The sequence below is a fragment of the Mucilaginibacter terrigena genome, assembly GCF_004168255.1.
GTDB lineage: Bacteria > Bacteroidota > Bacteroidia > Sphingobacteriales > Sphingobacteriaceae > Mucilaginibacter > Mucilaginibacter terrigena.
Map to the genome: position 1 here is coordinate 484,975 of NZ_SEWG01000004.1, position 16,782 is coordinate 501,756.

Here is a 16,782-nt window from a genome sequence, read left to right on the forward strand (position 1 = left end):
GGCCTGTAATGGTTATGCCAATTTAAGTAATAATATTTACTAACCCAACAGCATACAAAAGGCCGTAGCAAACGCTATGGCCTTTATTAATGTAACAAGCACGAAGAATACCGGGGTTAACTAAATCTCACAAAAGCACCCCCTGTAATCCCCGTGCTATTTCTTGTGGCAGGTGGCCTATAGATCATTAACCGCAAAGGAATATTTTTGCAAGCTGATATAAAAACGCGATAGACAGCGGGCTAAAGAATATAGATAGAAGGCTGTTTTTAACCGTTGGAATTGGGAACAAAAAAACGCCCCTTCTACCAAAGAGGCGTTAAGCAATCAGGCCTATTGTAAAAACAAATAAGCTTTGTTGCCGTACTCTTCGTAAACGTTCATCTTTTTTGTAACTGTGCTGTTATTAGCTGTAACAGTAACTGTGTAAGTGCCGTTTTCCAGTTCAGAAAGGTTATAAGCTTTTTCTATCGATTTGCCTTTGCCCAATTTATCAAGCAGTATCACGTGATTGTTGTTATCGGTAATGGTTACAAATGATTTTGTTGCTGTGGGGTTATTAATAGTAACACCGAAACCTAAGGCAGTGCGCATGGCCTGGAAAACAATGGCGCTGTTGGCATCGCCATCGGCAACCGTTTTGGCAGGTGCCGATGCAAATAAACCTGTGCTTAGTACTAATAATAATGCTGCTAATGTGAATGACTTTTTCATGATGTTTTTGTTTTTAATTATGTTTTTAAAATTTGTTATTGACTTTCAATACCCAAAGCAACAACTCTTTACATCATCAAAAAAACGCGATAGACCGGCACGCCCAACAAATAGATGAAGGCACGTTTTTATTCGGCGAAAGCACATTTTGTGGTTTTGATGGTTTAAACCCGGCTTCCGGCTGTTAAAATTGCCCGCCCGTCGGTAAACTTTGGCTGCCTGTAGATTTTAATTGGCATTATGGCCTTATCATTTGTAATATTGTGATATCCTGTTAATTATAAACCCAAGGGAATGATATTTCAAAGATCTAAGAGCACGCTGGTAAACATCCTTATACAAACCTTAATATGGGTGGTGCTGGGCATTGTGCTGTTATTTAACCAGCCGATTGGTTGGGGCATTGAGGTACCTTACCAATTTTGGATAAAACAAACCTTGCTTTTTGTCATCCTTATAGCTGCGTACTACTTAAATGCCTATAGCCTGGTACCCGGGTTTTTATTAAAAAACCGAACAGGTCTTTATTTCTTGCTGATCACTATTGTAATTGTTTTTATTTTGGTGTTTATGAGCTGGTTCGACAGCTACCTCGAACTTCCGCGCCTTTTCCTGGAAGCGTTTATGAAGAAGAAAGACGCTTTAAAACATCTGGATAAAAAACGTGGCTACGATATCCTTACCCTGGCTATCTCGGCATTGGTAATAGGCATCAGCACCAGTATCACCACCACCCAGATCTGGCAGAAAGACAGGCAGCGCAACCAGGAAATGGAGCAGGAAAAAATAAGTTCCGAGCTATCATTTCTTAAAGCACAGATAAACCCGCACTTCTTTTTCAATACCCTTAATAATATATACGCCCTTACGGTAGTTAATGTAGAAACATCGCGTACAGCGCTGCACCAGCTATCGCGCATGATGCGTTACGTGCTTTACGATACCCAAAACAGTACCGCCCTGTTAAGCCAGGAAATTGCTTTTATAAAGGACTATATCAGCCTGATGCAGCTAAGGTTAACCGAAAGGGTAACTGTAAATTTCATCACCCCTAACCCTTTAAAGGAATACCCGGTGGCCCCTATGCTGTTTTTAACCTTTGTAGAAAATGCCTTTAAACACGGCGTAAGCGATACGCAGCCAAGCACCATCGATGTAATTATTGAGCAGAATGATAACCGCATAAACCTGATGGTAAAGAACGCCATATTTAAAACACAAGGCAGCAACATCGAAGAGAACCAGGGCATCGGCCTTAATAACACCATCCGCCGGCTTGATCTGCTTTACCCCGGCAAATACACCCTTAAGGCTGACGATACCGGCGAAGGGAATATGTATATTGTTAACTTAACCCTGCACCTGTAACTATATGACCATAAATTGCATAGCTGTAGACGATGAGCCTTTGGCGCTTGGGCTGATCTGCGCCTTTATTGAGCAAACGCCTTTCCTTAACCTGGTTAGCCGCTACGGCAGCGCGGTTGAGGCCCTGGGCGGCTTACAGCAACACAAGGTAGACCTGCTGTTTTTAGATATACAGATGCCCAACCTTAACGGCATCGAGCTTGCCCGCGTGTTGGACAGCCGGGGGCCAAACAAGCCGCGCATTATTTTCACCACCGCTTACAACCAATTTGCGCTTGAAGGTTATAAGGTAGACGCGCTCGACTACCTGCTGAAACCATTTAATTATGAGGAATTTTTGCATGCGGCAAACAAGGCCCTGGCTTATGTAGAATTGGTGCAAAAATCAAATGCGGTACAACCTGTAGCAGAAGCGCCAGCTTTAGCACCCGAACGCGTTGAAGACGATTACTTGTTTGTTAAGGTGGAGTATCAACTGGTACGCATAGCATTAAGCGATATTTTATACATGGAAAGCCTGAAGGATTATGTAAAGATCTTTTTGAAGGACACTGAAAAGGCCATACTCACCCTTGGCAGCCTTAAAGCCCTGGAAGAAAAACTGCCCGCCAAACGATTTATGCGTGTGCACCGCTCTTATATCGTATCGCTGGATAAGATCAACTCCATTACTCGCAACGCCCTGCAGATCGGCAAGATCAATATTACCGTTGGCGACCAATATAAGGAGGAGTTCAGCAAATTTTTGAGTAAGTGGGTTTAGTAGCTCACAAAAAGTAATTAAACTGCCATAATTAATTACCAGGGGTTTATTTGTAAACCAAAGTAATGTTACATTCGTTTATCATACAAATGAACATACAGAAAATAACACTTGGCAACGGCTGCTTTTGGTGCACCGAAGCCATCTTCCAGTCGCTTAAGGGCGTAATATCAGTGGCATCTGGCTATACAGGCGGGCATACATCAAACCCCACCTATATGGACATCTGTAACGGCGATACCGGCCACGCGGAGGTTTTAGAGGTGGAATACGACACGGATATTTTATCGTTTGATGAATTGCTGCTGGTTTTCTTTAAAACCCATAACCCCACCACGCTTAACCGCCAGGGCAATGATGTAGGCACGCAATACCGCTCGGCTATATTTTATCATACCGATGAGCAAAAGCAGCAAGCCGAGGCCATGATCAAAACACTCACTGATGAAAAGGTATTTGATAAACCCATAGTAACCGAAGTGACACCCGCAAGCGAATTTTACAAGGCCGAAGACTATCATCAAAATTATTATAACGATAACCCCATGAAGCCGTATTGCGCCTTTGTGATACAGCCCAAATTAAATAAGTTTGCCAAAGAATTTACCGACAAAATAAAGCCGGAACTTTTATAACCGGCCAAGCTTATTTACATGAAAAGATCCTTTATTGCCCTGCTTGCAGGCATCTTGTTATTGGCTGCCTGCTCAACCCCAAAAAAAACCGAAAACACTTCTATCGCCAATAACGGCAAAGTGTGGGCATCGCTTTGGCAACAAAGGGCGGCAGAGTATAAGGCGTTGTGTTTCCAGGCGTATAATGTGGCTAAATTCCGGCTGGATGAAGCGCTGAAAAACCCCGGCGACAAGCCGCTGGCCATTGTTACCGATATAGACGAAACCATATTGGACAATAGCCCTTATGATGCGGGCCGCGCTATCGACAATAAAGAATATACCCTTGATACCTGGAAAGCCTGGACGGCTAAAGGCCGGGCGGATACTGTACCGGGCGCACCCTCTTTTTTTAAATACGCGGCATCAAGAGGGGTTTCGGTATTTTATATTTCCAACCGCTTTGAGGATGAACGCGCAGGAACGGTTAAAAACCTGCTGCTATACGGTTTGCCAAATGTTGATGAAGCCCACATACTGATAAGGCCAACCGGCGCAGGCTCCAGTAAAGAAGCCCGCCGACTGCAAGTAGCAAAAACCCATAACATTGTGTTGCTTTGCGGCGATAACCTGGCCGATCTCGACCTGCTGTATGACGGCGGCCTGCCCGAAGCTAAAAGGCAAACGGTTACCGAGCAGTTGAGAAAAGATTTTGGCAGCAGGTTTATTGTGATACCTAATGCAGATTATGGCGATTTTGAAGGCGCTTTCTTCAATGGCAACTACAAGCAATCGGGCGCTCAAAAAGATTCCATCATCAGGGCGAAGATTAAGGTGGATAAGGAGTAGTAAGGACATATTATTCCGGAGCGAGAATGTCATGGTGAGCCTGTCGAACCATTAGCGAACACGCCTTATACAAGTCTTCGACAAGCTCAGACTGACAGATCTACTTACAACAGGATGGATTAAAAACCCGCAATCTTTTCCTATTTTTATACACAAGGAAACAAGCCGGCCAATTTGTTTGTTGATAATCCTTTAAACCTCACAACGCATGACCATCCTCGAAAACGAATACCTTAAAGTAGCTATTGATGCCAAAGGAGCACAGCTAACCTCGTTTTTTAATAAACAAACCGGTGTTGAACAATTATGGCAGGCCGACCCTGCTGTTTGGGGATACCACGCGCCAAACCTGTTCCCTATTGTTGGCGGATTGCTGAATAACCAACTGCATGTTGACGGGGAAACCTACACCATGAACAGGCACGGTTTTGCCAGGCAGTCGGATTTTATTTTGCTGGATAGTGATGATGCACATGCGGGTTTTTCGTTACCGCATTGCGAAAAAACGCTTGCGGTATATCCTTACAAATTCGATTTCCAGGTGCTGTACACTTTAATAGAAAATGCCCTGCGGGTAACCTATAAGCTTATTAACCGCGACAAAAAGCCGGTTTATTTTTCGGTAGGCGGGCACCCCGCTTTTAATGTTCCTTTTAACGCAGGCGAAAAATTTGAAGATTATTACCTGGAATTTGAAACCCAGGAAAAACTTAGCGCGCACGTTTTGAACGCCGATGGCCTGTTCAACGGCGAAACACACCCGGTACCAACGCCAAATAAAAAACTTTACCTAACCCGTGAATTATTTGCTAAAGATGCACTGGTGTTTAAAAACCTGCAATCGCGCATGGTTACTATTAAAAGCACTAAACACGACCAGAGCTTATCGGTAGAGTTTCCGCATTTTAATTACCTGGGGATCTGGGCAAAGCCCGGTGCCGATTTTGTTTGCATCGAACCATGGCTGGGCTGCGCCGATTCGGCCGGGGAGCCTAAGGATATTAAACAAAAAGAGGATATTCAAAAGGTTGTTGTGGGGCACGTTTTTGAAGCGTCGTTTTACATCAGCATATAAAAATCAACTATTTTATATTTTTTTAAAACATTTAAATTGATTTTACGCTTATCATAAAAAACACATACTTACAACATTTACAACTATGAAAAAGAAAATTTATCTAATTGCCGTAACCATGCTACTTACTGTAGTTGCCTTTAACAGTAATGCTGCCACTTTTACTGATAATAAGGACATTTACAAAGAAGCTGCATCTCACATGACAAACGAGCAGCGAGTAGCACGTGTTGAAGAAATAAAGCTGCGTGTTAACGAGATCAAAGCAATGGACAAATCCCAGTTGAACAAAGCAGAGAAAAAAGAATTAAAATCTGAGCTAAAGAACCTTAAACACGAAGCACAAGCCATGGGTGGCGGTGGTGTTTACCTTTCAATTGGTGCAATTATCATCATCATTTTAGTATTGATCCTGATCTTGTAATCATCCCAAACAAAAACATTTACAACAAAGGGCGCCAAAATGGTGCCCTTTGTTGTTGCTTATAATTCTGCATTATTCTTTGACAACCTGGTTTAATACAGGATGATCAAAGGTCGACAATTCGGTGTGGCCGCCTTTTAGCTGATCGAACACTACCACTTCGTTTACGCCCTTCTTCAACCATGCGGCAGGCACGTACAGCGTTTGCTGCGGGCCAATTTCCCAGTATTTGCCCAGGTTGTGCCCATTAATAAATACGAAGCCTTTGCCAAAGCCCTTCATATCCAGGTAAGTATCAACCACACCACGCAGCGAAAACGTGCCGCGGTATAGTGCGGGCTGTAACTCACCCTCGTTTTGCTGTGGCAGGTATTTAAAGCCCCCGGTTGTAATAAACGGGAATTTGTACATTTTCCACCCTAAAAGCTCCTGCCCGTTAAGGGTTACATTATCGGTTATGCCCTGGCGGTTATCAGTAAGGTATGGGCCGTAATTAATGCGGCCATTGTTCTCTACCAGGATATCTAAAATACTGTTTGGTGTTTGGTTATTTAGTTGCAGCGAATCGAGTTTTAAACGGCGGTCTAATACGCTGATGCGCTTACCGTTTAAGTAAACGGTGGCATAATCCCTCAATTCCTTAATTTTAAGCAGACCGCTTGCCGCGTTCGCCAGCGTAGTGCGGTACAAAACAAAGCCATAGCCCTGGTCAAGATCCTCAAAGCTTAGCGGCTTTTCAGATTCGACCGGTGTACCCAAATTACTAAACAGGTTTGCAACGCCGGTAAACTTTACTACCTCTAAACCAAACGTCCGGCGTTTTTTTTCGGGCACATCGGGCAGGCGCTCACCGGCAGGCAGGTGTTTGGCAATGATGTCCCTAAACTTAAAATATTTTGGTGTAGGGTTGCCGGCTTCATCCAGCGGGGCGTCATAATCATAACTTGATGTTTGGGGCGCGTAAGCCTCGGTACGGCTCATATTTGCGCCGTTCATAAAATCGCGCGTAGTACCGCCGTGGAACATGTACATGTTGATAGAGATACCTGCCGATAAAACCTCATCCAGCTTCTTGGCATCTTCATCGGCGTTGCTGCCGCTATGCGGTTTTCCCCAGCTATCAAACCAACCGGGGTACCATTCGGCTATGTAATACGGGCCTTTGCCGTTGTGGTATTTATTGATGAGTGCCTTTACTTTTGCGGGGTTATCCTCGCCGTTCACGGCGGGTAAAAAGCCGGGCAGGTAACCGGCTGGCATCTGACCAGGGCCGTCGCAGGTAAATAGCAGGCCGTCAAACCCTGCCTCGCGGAAGATCTTTTCGTTTTGGGCCAGGTACTCCTTATCATTACTGAACGAGCCGTATTCGTTCTCTATCTGCACCATCAGAATATTGCCGCCGTGGTTTACCTGCAACTGGGCAAGCTGTTTGCCTACCTCCATCATGTAATTGCGGTAAGCGTTGATAAAGGCAGGGTCTTTACTGCGCACTTTTAAGTTTTTATCCTTTAACAGCCACCAGGGGTAACCCCCAAATTCCCATTCGGCACAAACGTAGGGACTTGGGCGCATTACCACCCAAAGGCCTTCTTCCTTCGCTATGCGTACAAATTCGGCTATATCGTTATTGCCGGTGAAATCATATTTGCCCTGCACGGGTTCGTGCGCGTTCCAGAAAACGTAAGTGGCTACAGTATTTAACCCCATGGCTTTGGCCATTTTCATGCGCTCGCGCCAGTACTCGCGGGGGATGCGGGTGTAGTGCATCTCGCCGGATATCATTTGCAGGGGCTTACCGTCGAGCAAAAAGGTACTATCGCCCAAGGCAAAAGTGTGCTCGGCAGTTTGCGCCTTAGCGGTGATAAACCCACCAAAAAACAGGGTGCAATAAATTAATATCCTCTTCAACATAGCGCTCTCACGTATTAAAATAAACCCAGCTGCCCTTTATCGTCAATTTCGATATCATCCGGATTGGTGATCTCAAAATCGATCTTTTTAGCAGGCGGCGTTACCGCCGGCTCGGGTTTTTCAGCAACTTCTTCCGGCTTTGGTTCGTCCTTTTTTGCCTCTTGCTCGTCTGCTTTCACCTTTGACTCTTCTGCTTTAGGCGTTGGTTCAACCGGTTTTTCTATAACGGGATTTGCGGGTTCAGATTGTATAGGCGCGGCCTGCGGTTTTGCTTCCGCGGCAACAGGAGCGGTATCAGCAACTTCTTTATCCTCGCCGGTGATGGTAATTTCGGTATCCTCAACCGAATCAGGTGCCGGGTCTGGTACATCTGCCTCGTCGTCGTGCTCGGCTAACAGCTCCACACTTTTTACCTGGTGAACAGATAAGCGGTTACCCATCGCCTTCATCCCTTTTACATCTATCAGGTCGGTAAGGTTAAGGTCGGCTTCTTCGGGGATCAGCGTTTTGCCTTTCAGTTGCTCTACCTTTACAACAGGCTGCGCCGCGCCCGATATCAGTACCAGTTTTGAGCCGCTTTCGTCGCTGATGATGCTGGTTTGCTTACCAATAACGGTATTCTCAAACACAAAGCGTTTCACCATGTAATTTTTCGATTTGCCATCGTAATGCACCACCGCGAACACCTTTGCCGGGTCGTACTTCTCTATTACGATCATCTTATCATCAAAGTGGTTATTCAGGTCGAAGCTGGTCAGCTCGTAGTTGCCATTGCTTAGTACATTCAGGATGCGGTCGTCGCCGTCAAATTCGCCCAGGTATTTACCACGGCCATCGGCGTTAAGGCGTTTCAGGATATCATCATACCAGATCTTACGACCGGCCAGTGTAGAGATGCCCTTGCTTTTCAGTATCACCTTTTTTATCGGGTATTTGGTAACCATGTTGCCGATAGATGCCCTGCCTTTGATGGCTAAGGCTGCAAAATCTTCGTCAAACTGCAGCTTCTTCAGTTTGGCATGTGGTTTTAACTGGATGTTTACTACTTCGGCCTCGCCGTTGGGGTTGGCTGTAAAATACAGCGTTTTGGAGCCCTTGCCGCCTTTTGTCAGATCATACTCCTTATCGCGCGTGATGCCCGTTACCGAGAAGCGTTTGATATAGCTTACGCCGCTTTGCCCGTCCTTGTAGATCATGTTGTAAACGGTGCGCTCGTCGTTCTTTTTAAATACGGCAACGTGCACAATATCCTTGCCCACAAATACCTTATCCTGTACTTTGGTAACGATAAAGCGCCCATCCTCGCGGAAAACGATAATATCGTCGATATCCGAACACTCGCCCACCAGTTCTACATTATCGTCTTTCTTTAAGCCCGAGCCGATGAAACCATCTACCCTATTGGCATAAAGTTTTACGTTGGCCAATGCTACCTGTGAAGCTTCCACCCTGTCAAAGGTGCGCAGCTCGGTTTTACGGCCACGGTCTTTACCATATTTCTCTCTTAACTTTTCAAACCAGGCAATGGTATAATCGGTAAGGTGTTTTAAATGGTTCTTAACGGTTTTAATTTCCGTCTCTAAAGCTTTTATCTGCTCGTCCGTTTTCTTCACATCAAAACGGGTAATGCTGCTCATCGGTTTATCAATAAGCTTCTTATAATCTTCTGGTAATATGGTGCGATAGAACTGAGGGAAGAACGGCTCGAACAATCGGTTCAATACCGCAAGCACACCCTCAAAGTCTGATGACTGTTCGTAATCGGGGTGCTTATACATCCCTTCCTGGATAAAGATCTTCAGCAGCGAGCTAAAAAAGATCTTCTCCATCAACTCCTTCAGCTTTATTTCCAGTTCCTGTTTCAGCAGCTCTTTGGTGAAGAAGGTGCTTTCGGTAAGCATATCGTTCACGCTCATAAAGCGCGGCTTATCGTCCTGTATCACGCAGGTATTTGGCGATATGGAAACCTCACAATCGGTAAATGCGTAAAGCGCATCTATGGTAACATCGGGCGAGATGCCCGGCGCCAGGTGGATCACTATCTCCACATCCTGGGCGGTGTTATCTTCTATCTTTTTTATCTTGATCTTACCCTTATCATTGGCAGATATTACGCTGTCTATCAAGCTACCCGTAGTGGTGGTAAAAGGAATCTCGGTAATGGTAAGCGTTTTTTTATCCTTCTCTACAATTTTTGCGCGCACCCTTATCCTGCCGCCGCGCTGCCCCTCGTTATAGGCCGAGGCATCTGCCATGCCACCTGTGGGGAAATCGGGCAGCAAGTTTGGCCTGTCGCCTTTGAGCGCCGCAATAGAGGCATCCAGTAACTCGATAAAATTATGGGGTAAGATCTTGGTAGCCAAACCTACGGCAATACCCTCGGCGCCCTGTGCCAGCAACAGCGGAAACTTTACGGGCAACGTTATAGGCTCTTTGTTACGGCCATCATAACTGGCCTGCCAAACGGTAGTATCGGGGTTAAAAACAACATCTAAAGCAAACTTTGACAAACGCGCCTCGATGTAACGCGGGGCAGCTGCCGAGTCGCCGGTTATTGGGTCGCCCCAGTTACCCTGGCAATCAATCAGCAGGTTTTTTTGCCCAATCTGCACCATGGCATCACCAATGGATGCATCCCCGTGCGGGTGATATTTCATGGTGTTGCCAATAACGTTGGCGGCCTTGTTAAAGCGCCCGTCGTCCATTTCCTTAAGCGAATGCAGGATGCGGCGCTGCACAGGCTTTAAGCCGTCGTTAATGTGCGGAACGGCACGGTCGAGTATTACATATGATGCATAATCAAGGAACCAGTTTTCGTACAGCCCGTCAAGAGAAGTGACTTTATGAAGTATATTTTCTTCGTTATTATTTTCAGGGATATCAGGAGTGTTCAGATCGTCGCTCATTCTGTAGCTAAAAATTATGGATGGGTAAAGATAGGGAAATGTGCAGAAAGGCGGGTGCGAAGAAGCGTAGTTTTTAGCTATAAGCGCGGTCATTTTATCAACATTTCAACAAATAATATGCGCATATTTATTTTTTATGCGTATATTTAAATTATGAAAAGGAGGCTTAACTTAACAATTGAAGAAGGCTTATTAAAAAGCATGAAACTTCACGCCGAAAAACAGCATACAAGTGTATCTGATTTGGTTGAAAATTATTTTAAGAAGGTTGTGAAACCCATAAAAAAAGAAAGCTTTATGGATATGGTTGAGAAACTTGGCCCGCATGATATCGACCCAAAAGCAGATTTGAAAGAAATGTACTATCAGGATAAAATGCATGGCCATTAAAGTATTCTTAGATGCTAATGTATTACTCGATTACATACTTAAACGAGAGTACTATAGTGATGCAAAGGAAATATTTGCGCTTTTGGAAGGCAAATTTATTGACGGTTATATAACATCATCTGTGCTTCACATAACCGGTTATTGGGTATCAAAAGCCCATGGTGCAGTAAATGCAAAAAAGCTACTTTTAAACCTGCTTGAATATGCTACTGTTATAGACATTCCGCACGATACAGCCCTTATTGCTTTACACTCTAAGATAGACGATATCGAAGACGCTTTACAATACTATACTGCAATTCATCATAAACTGGATTACTTTATTTCACGCGATATACAGTTACAAAAAGATAGTATACCGGCCTTACAAGTATATTCCCCTGTGGATTTTATCAATCGGATAAAATAAAAATAGCCGCCGCTGCTATAAATCATAAATGTGCAGATTTTATGCACAAACAGAATGTTTTCAACCTTAATTTAAGACACCTGCAGGGCGGAGCTTTAAGACATACCGACCCCGGATTTATAAACAGTTTGCATAAGGTTAACGTGCTGATCATTACTTTATTTCGCTTAAAAAAATATACCTCAAAACATTTTTTTTGACAAAAACGCCCGGATATATTTGGTTATTAACCAACATCTTATATCATCAATTATGATTTCCGAAGCAAAAAAAACAGCCGTTGAAAATGCTTTGCGTATAACTTTTGGCGTGAGCGAATTTGAGGACATCAGCGAAATTACCCAGGGGCTTTCGCCTGCCCTTATTTTTAAAATTATGGTGAAGGGCAAGCCCTATTTGCTGCGCATTATCACCCAGATGAACGCCATGAACGCCCCCACGCATTGGTACAATTGTATGACGGCCGCTGCTGAGATAGGCATTGCCCCGCGGGTATGGTATACCAGTGTGGAGGACAGGATCTGCATCACCGATTTTGTTGAGGCAAAACCTTTTCCTTTGAACCTGGTGAGGGTAAAAATGCCCGCGTTGCTTAGCCGGCTGCATTCGCTGCCGCCATTTCCAAACAGGATTAACTACCTGGAAACCATGGATGGCTTTGTGCAGAAATTCAGGGATAGCGAAACCCTGCCCGATATCCTTGCTGCAGAATTATTTGAAAAATACGATCAAATTAAACGGGTTTACCCGAGTAATGATAGCGACCTGGTATCCTGCCATAACGATCTTAAACCTGAAAATATTTTATTTGATGGCGAGCGACCCTGGCTTGTAGATTGGGAGGCTGCTTTCCTGAATGACCGCTACACCGACCTGGCGGTTATCGCCAACTTCGCGGTGACCAATGATGTTGAAGAAAAGGAATATCTGAGGATCTATTTTGGTGAGGATGCCAATGAGTACCAGCTTGCGCGGTTTTACCTGATGCGGCAACTGCTTCACTTTTTTTACTTTACGTTTTTCGGGCTTATTTGCTTTAACGCCAATGAACCTGTTGACTTTACTTTGCCCTGCCCCAACTTCCGCGAGTTTAACAACCAAATGTGGTTGGGCGGCATAAACCTGGCAAACAACGATGCCCGACAGGAATACGCCAGGGCGCATTTTGGGCAGGTAATATATAACCTTAAACAAAAACGCTTTGCTGATTCACTGAAGATATTGGCTGGTTTGAAAGAAAGGTAAAACACACGGCAAACACCGGATCTATTCCCTAAGCTTTTTTTGCTCGCGCAGCATAGCGCCGTAATCCATCCGCCGCAAAGCAGCGCTTATAGTTTTGGCTATCCGGTTGGCGCGTGTTTCCAGGGTTTTGGCATCGGTTATCCATTTAATAAAATATCCCTGGTGCGATTTGGCCAGGCTGCTGAAATACTCAAACGCTTCGGGCTGTTCAAAGTCGAAGCAATCCTGCAGGTCTTCGGGTATCTCGATCTTAAAATCCTTGTCAAATTCCAATTGTACCCGCACCATCGCGCCCCGGTGTTTACGGATGCCCTTACGGATCTCTTCGCGCAGCGCCATCATAAAATTACCCCCGCCTATCGGCATAAGCGACATGCCCGTTACCGCAAAATCATCCAGTTTGCCGCGCACCCTGAACGACCGTTTGGTATCGGGCAGTATCAGGTGTGCCATATCCGCCGGGATCTCAATATAAGTCCAGCCGGTTTTATCGCCCTGCTCGCCAAATTGTAAAATGATGGTGGTAAAATCAACCATTACCAAATATATAGCATTAGGGGCAAATGTTAAATGTTTGTTAAATAAGCAATTTTAACAAGTTTGGGTGTAACTATTTGGTACGTGCCTACATCTTATAACTGTAACTATTAACTGAGCGGTCATAAAACACAAAATTAATTACAACCTTAATTCAAAATTATGAAAACCTTAAAATCAGTTATCCTTGCCTTTGCCGTACTTGTAACTTGTAACATCGCGAAAGCTAACGATGTACCCGAATCTAACTTAACAAGAACCCACGCCATTAACACTTACCTGGACGCCATGACACGCGGTAAGATAGATGGCCTAAACCAGGTTGTCGACCAATCGGCCAAGTTTAATATGCTGCGCGGAAAAAGCATTTTAAGCTTTAACAAAAAAGAAATGACCGACTTTCTGAAAAATCAAAAGAATGTTGAACAGGCCTGCACAACCAGCACCGAAGTTGTTGAAAATAACGCCGATATGGCGGTTGTAAGGGTTGATATGAAATTTGAAAATTTTACCCGCAGTAATTATGTAACTGTAGCCAACACCGGCAGCGGGTGGAAAATTACCAATGTATACAGCGTTTTTAAGTAGTAATATATAGTTTAAAAATTAGTGTTTGAGTGTGACTGGCTTCCCGATCTTTCGGGAGGCCTTTCTATTTAACGCTTCAGCCAAACCCATCTCCTGGGGACTATTTCAAAAATGGCTGCAATACCGCCTGCCATTTATCGTATCCCTTGCTGTTAAGGTGCAGCATATCGCTTTCAAACAGGGATGGGTCCGACTGGTGTGTGGCGGGGTTTAACAATGCCGATGATACGTCCACATAATGGGCATTCTTCCTGGTTTTTATAAAATCCCGGATCAAAGCATTTGCTTTTTTAAATTCAGGAAAAAACTTAGCGCGGCTCGGGCTTAATTTTATAGCCATAAAATAAACCTCGGCCCCGGGCAGGTTTTGCCTGATCATGGCCCACAGCTTGTAAAATTCGCGGGCGGTAAATTTGCCGGTCTTGCCTGCGGCGATATCGTTATCACCGGCATAAATAAATATTTTACGCGGGTGGTACGGGTACATAATGTAAGGTGTAAAATAGTCAACCAGTTGCTCTATGGTGCAACCGCCAACGCCACGCCTGATGATGGGCTTATCGCTAAACCTTTTTTCAAGGTCCGTCCATTTACGGATGGATGAAGAGCCAATGAACAGGATGCCATTTTTAGCAGGCATACTAATACTGTCCTGGTGTTTATAATCACGGATCTCGTTATCAAAAGGGAACCCTGTTTGTGCCTTTGCAGTAATACCTGCTGTTGCTAAAACAAAAAATAAGAGCAGTTTTAATTTCATAATGGCGCTATGTTATCGGTCTTCGCGTTTAAAAAGTTTCTCTTCATCATTATCAATCTTTCAGATACCTCTGTAGAAACCTTGTTAAATAAATCTAACGATATGGAATAATGAATATTTGTTTTGCTTCCAAATAAAAGGTCGATATCGAAATTGTCTTGAATGCTAAACACCAAAATAGTTTCGTCCTTGTACCAAACCTCAATGTCATAATTATCATCATTTATATCTGATGATGTTATGTATTTTAATTGGGATTCGTCAATCTTTTCCATGCTCGTATTACACCGCCACCGGCAATTCCACCTCGTCCAGGTTCTCGGCTATGGTAGGGTTTACGCTTTCGTCGTCTTTCTCTACCCGCAGGTTGTTTACAATGTGCTGCTGACGGGTTGGCGTGTTTTTGCCCATAAAGTATTCCAGCAGTGCTTTAATATTGGCGTCCTTCAAAAACACCGGATCGAGCCGGATATCCTTACCGATGAACAAGCCAAACTCGTCCGGCGAAATTTCGCCCAAACCTTTAAAGCGGGTTATCTCGGGCTTAACACCAAGTTTGGCTATGGCGTTGCGGCGTTCTTCGTCGCTGTAACAGTAAATAGTTTCCTTTTTATTCCTCACCCTGAATAAAGGTGTTTGCAGGATAGATACGTGCCCGGCCTTCACCAGATCGGGGAAAAACTGCAGGAAGAAAGTCATCAGCAGCAGGCGGATGTGCATACCATCCACATCGGCATCGGTAGCTACAACAATGTTGTTGTAACGCAGGCCGTCAATACCGTCCTCGATATTTAAGGCGTGCTGCAGCAGGTTAAATTCCTCGTTCTCGTAAACCACCTTTTTGGTTAGCCCGAAGCAGTTTAGCGGCTTACCCTTTAAGCTGAACACGGCCTGGGTTTGCACATCGCGCGATTTGGTAATAGAGCCGCTGGCCGAGTCACCCTCGGTAATGAACAGGGTAGTTTCTTGCCTGCGTTCGTGGTTATCATCAAAGTGCAGCTTGCAATCGCGCAGCTTACGGTTGTGCAGCGATGCTTTTTTGGCCCGGTCGTTAGCCAGTTTTTTGATGCCGGCAATATCCTTGCGTTCGCGTTCCGACTGTAAAATTCTTTTCAACAGGGCATCGGCAGCTGCGGGGTTTTTATGCAGGTAATTATCCAGTTCCTTTTTCAGGAAATCGGTTATAAACCCACGCACCGAAGGGCCTTCGGGGCCGATATTTTGCGAGCCCAGTTTGGTTTTGGTCTGCGATTCAAATACCGGCTCCTGTACTTTTATAGCAATGGCAGCTACGATAGAAGCGCGGATATCAGATGCGTCGAACTCCTTTTTATAAAACTCGCGGATGGTTTTTACCACCGCTTCGCGGAAGGCGGCCTGGTGTGTACCACCTTGCGTAGTGTGCTGCCCGTTTACAAACGAGTAATATTCTTCACCGTACGATTGCCCGTGTGTCATGGCTATTTCTATATCCTCGCCCTTTAGGTGGATGATAGGATAGCGCAGGTTCTCGGCATCGGCGTTGCGCACCAGCAGGTCATAAAGGCCGCGTTCCGACAGGTATTTTTGCCCGTTAAAGTTTAGCGTTAAACCGGCGTTCAGGAACACGTAGTTCCATATCATGTTCTCCACAAACTCGGGTATAAAGCGGTAATGGCGAAAGATGGTATCGTCGGGAATAAAATTAATGGCTGTACCGTTACGCTGCGATGTTTCCTTTTCCGGCTCATCCCGGATCAGCTCGCCTTTTTCAAATTCGGCAATTTTTGTGCGGCCATCGCGGTAGGATTGTACGGTGAACGAGTTTGACAGCGCGTTAACCGCTTTGGTACCCACACCATTTAAACCTACCGACTTTTGGAAGGCCTTGCTATCGTACTTACCGCCGGTATTTATTTTAGATACGCAATCAATAACCTTCCCTAACGGGATGCCGCGACCATAATCCCTTACGGATACTTTATGGTCGCTCATGCTCACCTCAATCGTCCTGCCCGATCCCATCACAAACTCATCTATCGAATTATCGATGATCTCTTTAAGCAGCACGTACACGCCATCGTCATAAGCCGAGCCATCGCCCAGCTTGCCAATGTACATACCCGGCCTTAAACGTATATGTTCTTTCCAGTCTAACGACCGGATACTGTCATCATCATAATTAACTGCTTCTGCCATGTTACTTAAAATATTGGGGTATTATTGCTGCCCTGATGCAAAAATAAATTT

The 16,782-nt window shown here is 44.8% G+C and carries 17 protein-coding genes; 10 read left to right on the forward strand and 7 right to left on the reverse strand.

Going from position 1 to position 16,782, the window contains the following annotated elements:
* Nucleotides 1–333: 333 nt before the first annotated feature.
* A complete protein-coding gene (locus EWM62_RS12340) occupies nt 334–714 on the reverse strand; it encodes a T9SS type A sorting domain-containing protein (protein ID WP_129876961.1) in 381 nt (126 codons plus the stop codon).
* A 294-nt stretch (nt 715–1,008) separates the two neighbouring features.
* Here EWM62_RS12340 and EWM62_RS12345 point away from each other — a divergent pair, with 294 nt between their 5' ends.
* From EWM62_RS12345 to EWM62_RS12370, 6 genes are all read left to right on the forward strand, one after another.
* Complete coding sequence (locus EWM62_RS12345; protein WP_129876962.1) at nt 1,009–2,082, forward strand: sensor histidine kinase; 1,074 nt, start codon at nt 1,009–1,011, stop codon at nt 2,080–2,082.
* Nucleotides 2,083–2,086: 4 nt separating this feature from the next.
* Nucleotides 2,087–2,845, forward strand: a complete 759-nt coding sequence (locus EWM62_RS12350; protein WP_129876963.1) for a LytR/AlgR family response regulator transcription factor — start codon at nt 2,087–2,089, stop codon at nt 2,843–2,845.
* An 89-nt stretch (nt 2,846–2,934) separates the two neighbouring features.
* Entirely contained in the window at nt 2,935–3,480 is a 546-nt protein-coding gene (gene msrA / locus EWM62_RS12355) for a peptide-methionine (S)-S-oxide reductase MsrA (RefSeq protein ID WP_129876964.1), read from the forward strand.
* 18 nt (nt 3,481–3,498) lie between these two features.
* Complete coding sequence (locus tag EWM62_RS12360) at nt 3,499–4,308, forward strand: 5'-nucleotidase, lipoprotein e(P4) family (protein WP_129876965.1); 810 nt, start codon at nt 3,499–3,501, stop codon at nt 4,306–4,308.
* Nucleotides 4,309–4,516: 208 nt separating this feature from the next.
* Entirely contained in the window at nt 4,517–5,383 is an 867-nt protein-coding gene (locus EWM62_RS12365) for an aldose 1-epimerase family protein (protein ID WP_129876966.1), read from the forward strand.
* Between the two features lie 85 nt (nt 5,384–5,468).
* A complete protein-coding gene (locus EWM62_RS12370) occupies nt 5,469–5,807 on the forward strand; it encodes a hypothetical protein (protein ID WP_129876967.1) in 339 nt (112 codons plus the stop codon).
* Nucleotides 5,808–5,879: 72 nt separating this feature from the next.
* Here the strand turns inward: EWM62_RS12370 and EWM62_RS12375 are convergent, their stop codons facing one another.
* Both EWM62_RS12375 and EWM62_RS12380 read right to left on the reverse strand, forming a co-directional pair.
* Nucleotides 5,880–7,718 (reverse strand): glycoside hydrolase family 35 protein, encoded by a 1,839-nt coding sequence (locus EWM62_RS12375; protein ID WP_129876968.1) that lies wholly within the window; start codon nt 7,716–7,718, stop codon nt 5,880–5,882.
* A gap of 14 nt (nt 7,719–7,732) precedes the next feature.
* Nucleotides 7,733–10,624, reverse strand: coding sequence for a DNA gyrase/topoisomerase IV subunit A (locus EWM62_RS12380; RefSeq protein WP_129876969.1), 2,892 nt, complete (start codon nt 10,622–10,624; stop codon nt 7,733–7,735).
* 153 nt (nt 10,625–10,777) lie between these two features.
* Here EWM62_RS12380 and EWM62_RS12385 point away from each other — a divergent pair, with 153 nt between their 5' ends.
* The 3 genes from EWM62_RS12385 to EWM62_RS12395 all read left to right on the forward strand — a co-directional run bounded on the left by EWM62_RS12385 (nt 10,778) and on the right by EWM62_RS12395 (nt 12,668).
* The gene (locus tag EWM62_RS12385; RefSeq protein ID WP_129876970.1) at nt 10,778–11,014 is read left to right on the forward strand and encodes a DUF6364 family protein; all 237 of its coding nucleotides are present in this window, start codon (nt 10,778–10,780) and stop codon (nt 11,012–11,014) included.
* Entirely contained in the window at nt 11,004–11,423 is a 420-nt protein-coding gene (locus tag EWM62_RS12390; RefSeq protein WP_129876971.1) for a type II toxin-antitoxin system VapC family toxin, read from the forward strand. The genes EWM62_RS12385 and EWM62_RS12390 overlap by 11 nt, the downstream gene beginning before the upstream one ends.
* A 252-nt stretch (nt 11,424–11,675) precedes the next feature.
* Complete coding sequence (locus EWM62_RS12395) at nt 11,676–12,668, forward strand: phosphotransferase (RefSeq protein WP_129876972.1); 993 nt, start codon at nt 11,676–11,678, stop codon at nt 12,666–12,668.
* A gap of 21 nt (nt 12,669–12,689) precedes the next feature.
* On the opposite strand, the gene EWM62_RS12400 is transcribed toward EWM62_RS12395, so the two are convergent.
* Nucleotides 12,690–13,205, reverse strand: coding sequence for a YdeI/OmpD-associated family protein (locus EWM62_RS12400; RefSeq protein ID WP_129876973.1), 516 nt, complete (start codon nt 13,203–13,205; stop codon nt 12,690–12,692).
* A gap of 162 nt (nt 13,206–13,367) precedes the next feature.
* On the opposite strand from EWM62_RS12400, the gene EWM62_RS12405 reads away from it, so the two are divergent.
* Complete coding sequence (locus tag EWM62_RS12405; RefSeq protein ID WP_129876974.1) at nt 13,368–13,793, forward strand: nuclear transport factor 2 family protein; 426 nt, start codon at nt 13,368–13,370, stop codon at nt 13,791–13,793.
* A 100-nt stretch (nt 13,794–13,893) separates the two neighbouring features.
* Here EWM62_RS12405 and EWM62_RS12410 read toward each other — a convergent pair whose 3' ends face one another.
* The 3 genes from EWM62_RS12410 to EWM62_RS12415 are packed head-to-tail and all read right to left on the reverse strand — an operon-like array spanning nt 13,894 to nt 16,731.
* Nucleotides 13,894–14,553 (reverse strand): GDSL-type esterase/lipase family protein, encoded by a 660-nt coding sequence (locus tag EWM62_RS12410; RefSeq protein WP_129876975.1) that lies wholly within the window; start codon nt 14,551–14,553, stop codon nt 13,894–13,896.
* Nucleotides 14,550–14,828 (reverse strand): hypothetical protein, encoded by a 279-nt coding sequence (locus EWM62_RS19330; protein WP_162499835.1) that lies wholly within the window; start codon nt 14,826–14,828, stop codon nt 14,550–14,552. The genes EWM62_RS12410 and EWM62_RS19330 overlap by 4 nt, the downstream gene beginning before the upstream one ends.
* A 7-nt stretch (nt 14,829–14,835) precedes the next feature.
* On the reverse strand, nt 14,836–16,731 hold the full coding sequence (locus tag EWM62_RS12415) for a DNA topoisomerase IV subunit B (RefSeq protein ID WP_129876976.1): 1,896 nt from the start codon (nt 16,729–16,731) through the stop codon (nt 14,836–14,838).
* Nucleotides 16,732–16,782: the final 51 nt, after the last annotated feature.

What these genes read in the sequence shown, in the direction of transcription:
- EWM62_RS12410 (WP_129876975.1), bottom strand. Translation starts at nt 14,553, where the DNA reads ATGAAATTAAAACTGCTCTTATTTTTTGTTTTAGCAACAGCAGGTATT.
- EWM62_RS12350 (WP_129876963.1), top strand. Translation starts at nt 2,087, where the DNA reads ATGACCATAAATTGCATAGCTGTAGACGATGAGCCTTTGGCGCTTGGG.
- EWM62_RS12405 (WP_129876974.1), top strand. Translation starts at nt 13,368, where the DNA reads ATGAAAACCTTAAAATCAGTTATCCTTGCCTTTGCCGTACTTGTAACT.
- EWM62_RS12390 (WP_129876971.1), top strand. Translation starts at nt 11,004, where the DNA reads ATGGCCATTAAAGTATTCTTAGATGCTAATGTATTACTCGATTACATA.
- EWM62_RS12380 (WP_129876969.1), bottom strand. Translation starts at nt 10,624, where the DNA reads ATGAGCGACGATCTGAACACTCCTGATATCCCTGAAAATAATAACGAA.
- EWM62_RS12365 (WP_129876966.1), top strand. Translation starts at nt 4,517, where the DNA reads ATGACCATCCTCGAAAACGAATACCTTAAAGTAGCTATTGATGCCAAA.
- EWM62_RS12340 (WP_129876961.1), bottom strand. Translation starts at nt 714, where the DNA reads ATGAAAAAGTCATTCACATTAGCAGCATTATTATTAGTACTAAGCACA.
- EWM62_RS12360 (WP_129876965.1), top strand. Translation starts at nt 3,499, where the DNA reads ATGAAAAGATCCTTTATTGCCCTGCTTGCAGGCATCTTGTTATTGGCT.
- EWM62_RS12375 (WP_129876968.1), bottom strand. Translation starts at nt 7,718, where the DNA reads ATGTTGAAGAGGATATTAATTTATTGCACCCTGTTTTTTGGTGGGTTT.
- EWM62_RS12385 (WP_129876970.1), top strand. Translation starts at nt 10,778, where the DNA reads ATGAAAAGGAGGCTTAACTTAACAATTGAAGAAGGCTTATTAAAAAGC.
- msrA (WP_129876964.1), top strand. Translation starts at nt 2,935, where the DNA reads ATGAACATACAGAAAATAACACTTGGCAACGGCTGCTTTTGGTGCACC.
- EWM62_RS19330 (WP_162499835.1), bottom strand. Translation starts at nt 14,828, where the DNA reads ATGGAAAAGATTGACGAATCCCAATTAAAATACATAACATCATCAGAT.
- EWM62_RS12415 (WP_129876976.1), bottom strand. Translation starts at nt 16,731, where the DNA reads ATGGCAGAAGCAGTTAATTATGATGATGACAGTATCCGGTCGTTAGAC.
- EWM62_RS12395 (WP_129876972.1), top strand. Translation starts at nt 11,676, where the DNA reads ATGATTTCCGAAGCAAAAAAAACAGCCGTTGAAAATGCTTTGCGTATA.
- EWM62_RS12400 (WP_129876973.1), bottom strand. Translation starts at nt 13,205, where the DNA reads ATGGTTGATTTTACCACCATCATTTTACAATTTGGCGAGCAGGGCGAT.
- EWM62_RS12345 (WP_129876962.1), top strand. Translation starts at nt 1,009, where the DNA reads ATGATATTTCAAAGATCTAAGAGCACGCTGGTAAACATCCTTATACAA.
- EWM62_RS12370 (WP_129876967.1), top strand. Translation starts at nt 5,469, where the DNA reads ATGAAAAAGAAAATTTATCTAATTGCCGTAACCATGCTACTTACTGTA.